The organism is Lamprobacter sp. (genome assembly GCF_034860625.1).
GTDB lineage: Bacteria > Pseudomonadota > Gammaproteobacteria > Chromatiales > Chromatiaceae > Lamprobacter.
In genome coordinates, this window is record NZ_JAYESN010000012.1 from 60,373 (window position 1) to 69,930 (window position 9,558).

Sequence of the window (9,558 nt, forward strand, 5' to 3'; positions counted from 1 at the left end):
GCGTGGCGGCTGTTGAAGCCGCCTGGAGTGAGAGCAGCCGAATCAGACGATCGGGCCGTTATGGGGCCTAGGGACGCAGGTAGACGTAGCCTTTGGATTGCAGCTCGGCGATCCGCGTGACACCACCCTGCTCCGCGAGCACGAAGCCCGGCAGCAGCTCATCGGGCTCGAGATTGAAGACGCTGAGGGTGTTGGCACAGGCCTCGAAGGTCACGCCTTGCTCCTGCAGCTTAGCGACATTCTCTCGCACCTTGTTGACGGCCTCGATGTCCGTGAAGCGATTCACCGCAGACCCGTGCGAAACGAGGATGATATTGATCTTCTCGGGCCCGCCGATTCCGTCGATGTGATTCTGGATATTATTGAGTGCGAACGAGACCTTGTCTTCGTCGCTGAGGTGGTAGACCACATTGAGCTTATCATCAGTGGCTAGGGCGGTTGTGGTCAGTGCCAGCAGACCCAGGCCAAGCAGGAAGTTGCGCAGTGTTTGAGGCATGAGCCCTGTTCCTCTCGAGAGTCTTTAGTGGTTATAGGGCGCCGGAGGCGAAGTCCGCGAGCCTGGAGCGCTCGCCTCGCAGCAGGGTGATGTGGCCGCCGTGCTCCCAGTCCTTGAAACGATCCACAACATAGGTCAGTCCTGAGGTGGTTTCGGTGAGATAGGGCGTATCGATCTGTGCGATGTTGCCAAGGCAAACGATCTTGGTGCCAGGCCCGGCGCGCGTGATCAGGGTCTTCATCTGCTTGGCGGTCAGATTTTGCGCCTCATCGAGAATGATGTACTTGTGTAAGAAAGTGCGCCCGCGCATGAAGTTCAGTGATGAGATGCGAATGCGGTTGCGCACCAGATCGTTGGTCGCCGCACGGCCCCAATCGCCACCTTCAGTCTGTGTTAGCACCTCAAGATTATCCATCAAGGCGCCCATCCAAGGCGTCATCTTTTCTTCTTCGGTGCCCGGCAGGAAGCCGATATCTTCCCCCACAGGGACTGTCACTCGGGTCATGATGATCTCGCGGTAGCGACCTGTGTCGAGGACTTGCGCCAATCCAGCCGCAAGGGCAAGCAGCGTCTTGCCGGTACCGGCGGTACCCAGCAGCGTGACAAAATCCAGATCCGGGTCCATGAGCATGTTCAGCGCGAAATTTTGTTCGCGGTTGCGCGCCCTGATGCCCCAGACGTTATGGCGCTGCACCCGGAAGTCATCGGCGAGCTCGATGACCGCCTCGGTCTCGCTGCGCTTCTCCCGCACCACCGCCTCGAAGCTGTCATCGCCCTCCAGGCTCAAGCACTCGTTGACGTACCATTCCGCGACATCCGGCCCGCTGATTCGATAAAACGTCCGTCCCTCTTCTTTCCAAGCGTCGACCTCCTTGGCGTTATGCTCCCAGAAGTCGGCAGGCAAGCTGACCATACCAGTGTAGAGGAGGTTGACGTCGTCCAGGACCTGATCGTTTGAGTAGTCCTCGGCAGGAATCCCGAGCACCGTGGCCTTGATGCGCAGATTGATGTCTTTGGAGACGATGACGACCGAGCGCCCGCCCGGTTGTTCGCGTCGTTGCAGCTCCAGCGCTGTCGCCAGGATATCGTTATCTGCCGAGGTGCCTGGCAGCGCGCTCGTCAGCTTGGCGCCGAGCCGCTCGGTCTGGAAGATGAGCCGTCCGGTCGGCGCCTCGGTGAAGCCCCGACCGTACTCGCTCAGCGGGTGGATGGGCAGACCAGCCTCGATCTCGCTCCGATCCGCGTCGCTGATCAACTGATCGAGGAAGCGGCTGACCTGGCGAACATTGCGGGCGACCTCTGACAAGCCCTTTTTTCCGGCATCGAGCTCCTCGAGCACCATCATCGGCAGGTAGATGTCGTGTTCTTTGAAGCGGAACAAGGCGGTAGGGTCGTGCATCAACACGTTGGTGTCGAGCACGAACAGGCAGTGGTCACTTTCACGCTGGATCATCGATACCTCGGGTCTGGCCAGGGACGGGTTCTTCCAACAAGGGGTATGAGCCAGGCCCGCAGCAGGTCGTCAACCCAGGCAGAGGCGCCGCCACGGCCGCCTCGACCCGGTCCGGGGCACTCCTGCTCAGCTGAGCGCCCGAACAGCGGCGAGCACTTCATCGACGTGGCCGGGCACTTTGACGCCGCGCCACTCTTTGATCACTGTGCCTTGCTCATCGATCAGAAAGGTGCTGCGCTCGATGCCAAGCGATTCCTTGCCGTACATCTTTTTCAGTTTAATGACGTCGAAAGCCTTGCACAGGGTTTCTTCCTTGTCGGACAGCAGATCAAAGGTGAAGCTCTGCTTGGCCTTGAAGTTCTCCTGCGCCTTGATACCGTCGCGCGAGGCGCCAAGGATCGCGGTATTGGCCGCCGCGAAATCCGCCGCTGCAGCAGTAAAGTCCAATCCTTCCTGGGTGCAGCCGGAGGTGCTGGCCTTTGGATAGAAGAAGAGCACGAGGCGCTGACCACGAAAATCGCTGAGTTTGATCTGCTTGTCGCCGGTGGCGGGCAGCTCGATGTCAGGAACCGGCTCATTGATCGCAACGGACATAAGGCATCTCCTCAAGGTTGGATGTGGACTCGACCTGCTGCCCGGCTTGCACCTGCCGGCGTTGTCGGGAAGCAGCGATTGCATCAGGCGGGGTAGTGGCGCCTAGAAGGCGTCAGCACGAAGGCCCCGCCGCGGAGATATCAGGTCTGACCGCTGGATTGGAAGCCTGTTGCGGTGCTCCATCTCGGTGATCGTTCTGGATCGCAGCCTGGCCCCGCCTGTACTGGACTGGTCTAGCCTCGCCCGCGCCGAGGGATTAGGCCTTTTGCGGCTCCAGAACCGCATCCAGATTGAGTCCGTCGCAGTAATCCATGAATTCCTCGCGGAGCGTTGCAATATGGGTATCGGCTGGGATACCGACCGTCATGTGTACCGCAAACATCGGGGTTCCGGTATGGGCGGCGGCATAGGTGGTGGTGGCCATATCCTCGATATTGATCCGCCGCTCGGCGAAGAAACCGGCAAGGTTGTTGACGATACCCGGATGATCCATCGCGATCACGTCGACTGCATAGGGGAGCTTTCCCTCGCCCTGCGCACGGGCGCCGGTGCGTTTGCTGACGATGGTCAGGTCGAGCGAACGCTGCAGCTCAGGCAGCGCGTTCTCGACCTTTGCCAAGGTGTTCCATTTACCCTCGACCAATAAGATGGCGGCGAACTCGCCGCCGAGCACGGTCATGCGGCTATCCTCGATATTGCAGCCGTGCTCGAGGATGCTGCGAGAGAGGTCGTTGACCAGACCGGGATGGTCGGCACCGACCGCAGAGATGACGAGGTAAGTCTTATGCGTGGCCATATCTCTGATTCCTAAGCGCTCGCGGCAAGAAGCGCCAAAGTGTAGCAGTAAGCGATGATCTCAAGCCAAACCGCGCATTGAGCGCCGCCTGCGCGCTTGTAAAGCCTTCACGCGCCAAGATACCATTCCGTTCTGAAATTTTGCTGGGAGTCCAGACGGAATGATACGAGGCAGCATCGTCGCGCTCGTGACGCCGATGAGCGCGGATGGCGAAGTCGACGGCGAGGCGCTAGAGCGGCTCGTTGATCTGCATGTGCAGGCTGGAACCGCCGCCATCGTCGCCGTTGGAACAACCGGAGAGTCAGCCACTCTCGACGAGGCCGAGCACTGCGATGTGCTGGCTCGCACCGTGGCGGCCGCTGCAGGACGCCTTCCGGTCATTGCGGGAACAGGCGCGAACTCTACCACCGAGGCCATCCGCCTCACCCAGTGTGCAGCAGAGACGGGCGCGGATGCTGCACTTCTGGTCACGCCCTATTATAACAAGCCGACTCAGGCCGGCCTGATCGCTCACTATCAATGCATCGCCGATGCCGTTGATATCCCGCAGATCCTCTACAACGTGCCAGGTCGTACCGCCTGCGATCTACTGCCGGCAACGGCATCCACGCTTGCCAAGCACCCGCGGATTGTCGGCATCAAGGATGCGACCGGCGATCTGACGCGCCTGCCTGAGCTGCGCAGGGGCTGCGGTCCGGACTTCGCCATCTACAGTGGTGATGACGCCACCGGTTGCGAACTGATGCTGCAGGGCGGTGATGGGGTGATCTCGGTCACCAACAATGTTGCACCAGTGCAGATGGCGCAGCTCTGTGAGCTGGCCCTCGCAGGTCAGCGAAGTCAAGCCCTCGCACTGAACGCGCGCCTTGATCCGCTGCATCAGAATCTATTCGTCGAATCCAACCCGATACCGGTGAAATGGGCTTTGCATGAGATGGGCCTGATCGAGACCGGGATTCGTCTTCCACTGACCTGGCTCTCCGAGACGCATCATGCGCTGGTGCGCCAGGCCCTGATCGACGCGGGCGTCCTGTGATCGGCGCATTCATGGGGAGATCCATCAGTAGGCGCATGAGCAGACTCATCAGCGGCCTCATCAGTGGACCCATCAGCGGCCCCATCAGCAGACCCATGAATAGCCCTATCAGCGCGCTCATCGGCTCGAGGCATTTGACCATCAACATGAAGACACCGCTGCTCCTGCTGGTTGCCTGGCCGCTGTTGCCGCTGACCTTGCCGCTGACCCTGACCGGCTGTGGCTCGATGAATATGGAGAAATATCTGCCTGATCGGCAGGTCGAGTACAAGAAGGCGCGTGAGGCGGATGAAAATCTTGCCCTGCCACCGGATCTCGCCGGCGCCAGCTTCAACGATGCGCTCGACATCCCCGGTGCGAGTGGAACGGCGACCTTTTCCTCCTATGCCGGCGGTCAAGAGGCGCGCCGGCGCGTTGCCGGAAGCGGCGAGGTCTTGCCGGAGGTCTCGGGCGTGACGCTGAAGCGCTCTGGGGATCAGCGCTGGCTCGAGGTCGATGCCTCGCCTCAGGTTGTCTGGCCGCAGGTCGTCGCCTTCTGGCGTCAGCAAGGCATCCTGCTCGAGGAGCAGGACCCGGCTGTCGGCGTGATGAAGACCGACTGGCTCGAGAATCGCGCCGAGATCCGCAAAGACTTCGTTACCAACATGATGCGCAGGGTCGCCGGCGGGCTTTATGCCACCTCGACCCGTGACCAGTACCGGGTGCGTATCGATGCCGGGCCGCGCTCGGGAACCTCCGAGATCTATCTGACCCATCGCGGCATGGAAGAGCGCCTGGTGCGCAACACCGTTGGCGAGGGCTCGACCACGGTCTGGGAGCCGGCGCCGACCGATCCAGGCAAAGAGGCCGAGATGCTGCGGCGCCTGATGTTGTCCCTGGGTGTGTCGGATAGCAATGCCCAGCGGATGCTGGCGCAGGGTGGCGGTCGCGCCGCTGCCGGTTCACCAGCCGGAAGCGGGGCATCGAGCACAGCGCGGCTGGTCAGCGCCGGCGCCGGCAGCGAGCTGGTGATCCCAGAGGAGTTCCGCCGTGCCTGGCGGCAGGTTGGGCTGGCCTTGGATCGGAGCGGGTTCGCCGTTGAAGACCGGGATCGCAGTGCTGGTGTCTTTTTCGTCCGCTATGACGATCCCTCCAAGCGCGAGAAGAAGACAGGGCTACTGTCCAGGATGGCATTCTGGGATGGGGGCGATCGGCCCGATAAGGCCAAGACCTATCAGATCCGTGTCCAGGGCGATGCGCAAGAGAGTCGCGTGACGGTCCATGATGAGGCCGGCGGGCGCGATACCTCAGCCACCGCTGAGCAGATTCTGAAGCTGCTGAAAGAACAGCTCGGCTGAATGCGATTTGCCGCGCTCGGCAGCGGCAGTCGCGGCAATGCGACCCTGGTCGAGTCTGGAGCGTGCAAGCGCGTGTCGGTGGCGCCTTTGGCCACCTGAGCAATCAGCAAGCTGCGGAGCTGCTCGACCGGCTCGAGCACCGCGCGCTTCGGCAGCTATTGATCGCCCATGTCAGCGCCAATAACAACCGCGAAGACCTGGTCCGCTCGGCCATCGCCGCGGTCTCCGCGGATCTGGAACAGCGTCTGGTTATCGCGCCACAATCACGCGGTACCGGTTGGCTCGTGATCTGATCCATGTGGAATGCCACCATGTATGGGATGCCCCCTGCAGGGCGTCGTACTGCAGCGCTGCTGCTTCATCATGGAACGCGGCCGTATTCAATCACTGAGCGCTTGGTCCTGAGCGCAGGTAGGATTGTTGGTGCTCGTATGGGACGCGTAGAGCGCTTTTTGTAGGAGATTTGTGATGACAATGATCGCATTCGATCTGCCCGACGGCGCCTTTGCCGCCTTGCGCAAAGACCCACAAGAGATGCAGATGGAGTTCCGTATGGCCGCTGCGGCGAAATGGTATGAGCTTGGGCTGATCTCGCAGGAGCGTGGTGCGGAGATCGCGGGCCTGACGCGTGTCGAGTTCATGCGGGCGCTGTCTCGACTCGGTGTCTCTCCGTTTCAGGAAGACCTAGATGATGACGCTATCGGGCATGCCTAAACGCGTTGTTGTCAATGCATCACCAATGATCGCGCTATTGGGGATTGGCCAGGAGCAGATCTTGGACGGGCTGTTCGATCGGGTGCTGCTGCCGCAAGCGGTGCGCAGGCCAACCGTCGTGTTCGGGTCGCGAACGCTATTGATGATTGAACGCAAATCCGGGTGTAAGCAAGACCAGATTCAGCTAAACGTCGAGATCCAATCCAAGCAGGCGCGGGTAGATCGGCGCCTTCAGCAGTTCGGCGTGGGTGCCGCGCTCGACGACGCGGCCCTGATCGAGCACCAGAATCTCGTCCATCTGCGCCAGTGCGACGGGCCGATGGGTGATCAGCAGGACGGTGCGTCCTTCCATGAGCTGTTGCACCGCATCCATCAGCGCGCGCTCGGTAACGGCGTCTAGGCCCTCGGTAGGCTCATCGAGGAGCAGGATCGGCGCATCACGCAACAGCGCGCGGGCGATGGCGATGCGCCGTGCCTGGCCGCCCGAGAGCCGCACGCCGGTCTCGCCAACCCAGGTGTCGTAACCCTCGGGCAGTTCGGCGATGAAGTCGTGGATCTGGGCTGTCGCGCAGGCCCGCTCCAACACCCCTTGTGGGGCGTCGGGAGCGGCGATCAGCAGGTTCTCACGGATGCTGGTATCGAACAGGTGCGTGTGCTGCGAGACCAGCGCGATACGGCTGCGCAGGTCTTCGCCGGGGAACTGTTCGAGCGGTATCCCGCCGAGCCGGATAGAGCCGGACTCGGGTGCCCAAAAGCGCAGTAGCAGGTTAAACAACGTGGTCTTGCCAGAGCCAGTGGCGCCGACGATGGCGACCCGCCGACCCGGTGGCAGCTCGAGATTGATGCCGTCGAGCGTTGGGCGCTCCTTGGCCGAGTCGGAATCGACGCCCGCATCCGCGCTTGATCCCGTGCCGAAGTGATCATTCAGGCTGCTCTTGCTGGGGTAAGAAAAACGCAGCCCTTCGATCACCAGCCCGCTGTCTTTCGGTCGCGGCGCGGGGCCGGTCGGCTCCGGCACCGCCGGCTCGGTATCGACGATGGCAAACAGCCGGCGCGCCGCGGTCAGCGTTGATTCGAGCTGTTGGAAGGCCATCGGCAAGGGCGCGACGGCCTCGAAGGTCGCCAGTGAAAACAGCGCCAGCATCGCCAGCTGCGGTGACGCCAGGCTGCCATCATGCACCAGCGGGATGCCGAGCCAGAGCATGCCCCAGAGGGTCAGATTGGCGGTGAGGCCAGTCGCGGCCTGGGCGATGCCGGTGAGCTGACTCATGCGCTCCTGCTCGACGACCAACGCCCGGCTGAGCGCGTCCAGATGCCGAGCCTGGCTGTCGGCGGCACCATAGATCAGCAGCTCGGACAGGCCCTGGGTGCCGTCGATGCCGGCCTGGCGCAGCTCAGCCTGGATCTCGACGATGCGCCGGCCTGGCCGTTTGCCGAGCCGATGTCCCGCCCAGGGCAGGGCAACGCCAGCGATCAGCAACGCGCTCAACAGGAGCAGCGCGAGGTCCAGATCGAAGAGCGCGGTGAAGAGGAAAAACGCCAGACCGGACGTGATGGCAACCAGCACGGGCACCAACACGCGCACATAAAGGTTGTCGAGCGCGTCGATATCGGCGCGGATGCGGGTCAGGAGATCGGCACTGTGGTATTCCATCAGCCGCGCCGGGGCTAGCGGTTCCAGATGCCGATAGAACCAGACCCGCAGCCCGGCGAGCTGGCGCAGCGTGGCCTCGTGCGTGATCAGGCGCTCGAAATAGCGCCCAGCGGTGCGGCCGATGGCGCTGGCGCGGATCAGGGCGGCCGGGGCGAAATAGTTCATCGCCACCCCAGCCGCGCCAGCGACGGCCATGGCGGTGATGAACCAGCCCGAGATCGCCATCAATGCGACGTTGGCGAGCAACGTGATCAGGGCCACGGCGAAGCCGCCTAGCATCCAGCCGCGATAGGGCTGGAACAGCTGCCAGAGACGGATGAGCTCAGACATGCCGAGATTCTCCTCGCCACTCAGGCGTGAAAACGAAATCAGCCACGGCGGTCAGTTACGGCGGTCAGCCACAGCGGTCGGCCATCTTGCTGGGTTGATCGCGATGGGGCTGGGGCTGGCCATGCTCATACCGCAATCGGTTCCAACAATCGCACCATCTGCCGATAGGGGCCATCGCGCTCGATCAGCTCGGCATGTGAGCCGGCTTCGATGATCCGCCCGCCGTCGATCACCAGGATGCGATCAGCGGTGCGCACTGTGCTCAGTCGATGCGCGATCACCAGCATCGAGCGGCCTTCAGCGAGTTGGTCGAGCGCGCGCTGCACGAGCGCCTCACTGGCGGGGTCGAGGCTGGCCGTCGCCTCGTCGAGAATCACCAAGCGCGCATCACGCAAGAAGGCGCGCGCCAGGGCAACGCGTTGGATCTGACCGCCGGAGAGTCCAGCGCCACGCTCGCCGACCGGCGTCTCATAGCCGCGTGGCAGCCGGTCGATAAACTCGGCGGCCTGCGCGCGCTCGGCGGCTTGGCGCACCTCGGCAAGGCTCGCATCGGGCAGGCCGAGGCGGATGTTGTCAGCGATGGTGCCTTGGAACAGACGTGGCTGCTGGGGCAGCCACGCGAGCCGCCGGCGCCAGTCGTCGATCGCCAAGGCGTTGAGGTCTTCGCCATCGATGCTGATGCGACCTGCCTCTGGCCGGATGAAGCCGAGCAAGAGGTTTGCGACCGTCGTCTTACCGGCACCACTCGGCCCAACCAGGGCGACGCGCTCGCCGGGTTTGATCTCGAGCTGCGCGCCAACGAGCGCTGGTCGCCCCGGCTCATAGCTGAACGAAACGTCTTCGAAGCGGATGTGCAGTGGGCTGTCCGCGCTCAGGCTGGAACGCTGTGTTGGGGGTGCCGGCAGTTCGGTATCCATCACCGCGACTAGGCGCTCGGCGGCGGCGATGGCCTCCATCCGCCCATGATAGTGGGTGCCGAGATTGCGCAGCGGCGCATAGAACTCGGGCGCGAGCAGCAGGATGAAGAAGCCGGTGACGAAGCTGATCTCGGGTGGCGCGATCAGGTCCGGGATCGGCAGGTCGAGCTGATAGAGCCGGAAGCCGATGAACACCGCGATGATGGCAATGCCGAGGGTTGAGAACAGCTC

General features: G+C 62.7%; 10 protein-coding genes. 4 read left to right on the plus strand and 6 right to left on the minus strand.

Annotated elements, in window-relative coordinates:
• Nucleotides 1-67: 67 nt before the first annotated feature.
• The 4 genes from VBE63_RS05220 to VBE63_RS05235 form a co-directional block, all read right to left on the minus strand.
• Nucleotides 68-496: a DsrE family protein gene (locus VBE63_RS05220; RefSeq protein WP_323681938.1), complete on the minus strand. Its 429-nt coding sequence runs from the start codon at nucleotides 494-496 to the stop codon at nucleotides 68-70.
• A gap of 31 nt (nucleotides 497-527) precedes the next feature.
• Nucleotides 528-1,949 carry a PhoH family protein gene (locus VBE63_RS05225; protein WP_323681939.1) on the minus strand — a complete coding sequence of 474 codons (1,422 nt, stop codon included), beginning with the start codon at nucleotides 1,947-1,949 and terminating at the stop codon, nucleotides 528-530.
• Nucleotides 1,950-2,075: 126 nt separating this feature from the next.
• Complete coding sequence (locus tag VBE63_RS05230; RefSeq protein WP_323681940.1) at nucleotides 2,076-2,543, minus strand: peroxiredoxin; 468 nt, start codon at nucleotides 2,541-2,543, stop codon at nucleotides 2,076-2,078.
• 256 nt (nucleotides 2,544-2,799) lie between these two features.
• Nucleotides 2,800-3,339: a glycine cleavage system protein R gene (locus VBE63_RS05235; protein WP_323681941.1), complete on the minus strand. Its 540-nt coding sequence runs from the start codon at nucleotides 3,337-3,339 to the stop codon at nucleotides 2,800-2,802.
• Nucleotides 3,340-3,499: 160 nt separating this feature from the next.
• Between VBE63_RS05235 and dapA the strand changes: the two genes are divergently transcribed.
• The 4 genes from dapA (at nucleotide 3,500) to VBE63_RS05255 (ending at nucleotide 6,426) form a co-directional block, all read left to right on the plus strand.
• Nucleotides 3,500-4,375, plus strand: a complete 876-nt coding sequence (dapA, locus tag VBE63_RS05240) for a 4-hydroxy-tetrahydrodipicolinate synthase (protein WP_323681942.1) — start codon at nucleotides 3,500-3,502, stop codon at nucleotides 4,373-4,375.
• Nucleotides 4,376-4,470: 95 nt separating this feature from the next.
• Nucleotides 4,471-5,712, plus strand: a complete 1,242-nt coding sequence (bamC, locus tag VBE63_RS05245; protein WP_323681943.1) for an outer membrane protein assembly factor BamC — start codon at nucleotides 4,471-4,473, stop codon at nucleotides 5,710-5,712.
• Nucleotides 5,713-5,774: 62 nt separating this feature from the next.
• Nucleotides 5,775-6,005 carry a hypothetical protein gene (locus tag VBE63_RS05250; protein WP_323681944.1) on the plus strand — a complete coding sequence of 77 codons (231 nt, stop codon included), beginning with the start codon at nucleotides 5,775-5,777 and terminating at the stop codon, nucleotides 6,003-6,005.
• 175 nt (nucleotides 6,006-6,180) lie between these two features.
• Nucleotides 6,181-6,426, plus strand: coding sequence for a UPF0175 family protein (locus VBE63_RS05255; protein WP_323681945.1), 246 nt, complete (start codon nucleotides 6,181-6,183; stop codon nucleotides 6,424-6,426).
• A gap of 184 nt (nucleotides 6,427-6,610) precedes the next feature.
• Here VBE63_RS05255 and VBE63_RS05260 read toward each other — a convergent pair whose 3' ends face one another.
• A complete protein-coding gene (locus VBE63_RS05260) occupies nucleotides 6,611-8,410 on the minus strand; it encodes an amino acid ABC transporter ATP-binding/permease protein (RefSeq protein ID WP_323681946.1) in 1,800 nt (599 codons plus the stop codon).
• A 125-nt stretch (nucleotides 8,411-8,535) separates the two neighbouring features.
• Nucleotides 8,536-9,558, minus strand: a 1,023-nt coding sequence (locus tag VBE63_RS05265) for an ABC transporter ATP-binding protein/permease (RefSeq protein WP_323681947.1), incomplete at its 5' end; no start/stop codon positions are given.

What these genes read in the sequence shown, in the direction of transcription:
- VBE63_RS05225 (WP_323681939.1), bottom strand. Translation starts at nt 1,949, where the DNA reads ATGATCCAGCGTGAAAGTGACCACTGCCTGTTCGTGCTCGACACCAAC.
- VBE63_RS05235 (WP_323681941.1), bottom strand. Translation starts at nt 3,339, where the DNA reads ATGGCCACGCATAAGACTTACCTCGTCATCTCTGCGGTCGGTGCCGAC.
- dapA (WP_323681942.1), top strand. Translation starts at nt 3,500, where the DNA reads ATGATACGAGGCAGCATCGTCGCGCTCGTGACGCCGATGAGCGCGGAT.
- VBE63_RS05230 (WP_323681940.1), bottom strand. Translation starts at nt 2,543, where the DNA reads ATGTCCGTTGCGATCAATGAGCCGGTTCCTGACATCGAGCTGCCCGCC.
- VBE63_RS05260 (WP_323681946.1), bottom strand. Translation starts at nt 8,410, where the DNA reads ATGTCTGAGCTCATCCGTCTCTGGCAGCTGTTCCAGCCCTATCGCGGC.
- VBE63_RS05255 (WP_323681945.1), top strand. Translation starts at nt 6,181, where the DNA reads ATGACAATGATCGCATTCGATCTGCCCGACGGCGCCTTTGCCGCCTTG.
- VBE63_RS05220 (WP_323681938.1), bottom strand. Translation starts at nt 496, where the DNA reads ATGCCTCAAACACTGCGCAACTTCCTGCTTGGCCTGGGTCTGCTGGCA.
- bamC (WP_323681943.1), top strand. Translation starts at nt 4,471, where the DNA reads ATGAATAGCCCTATCAGCGCGCTCATCGGCTCGAGGCATTTGACCATC.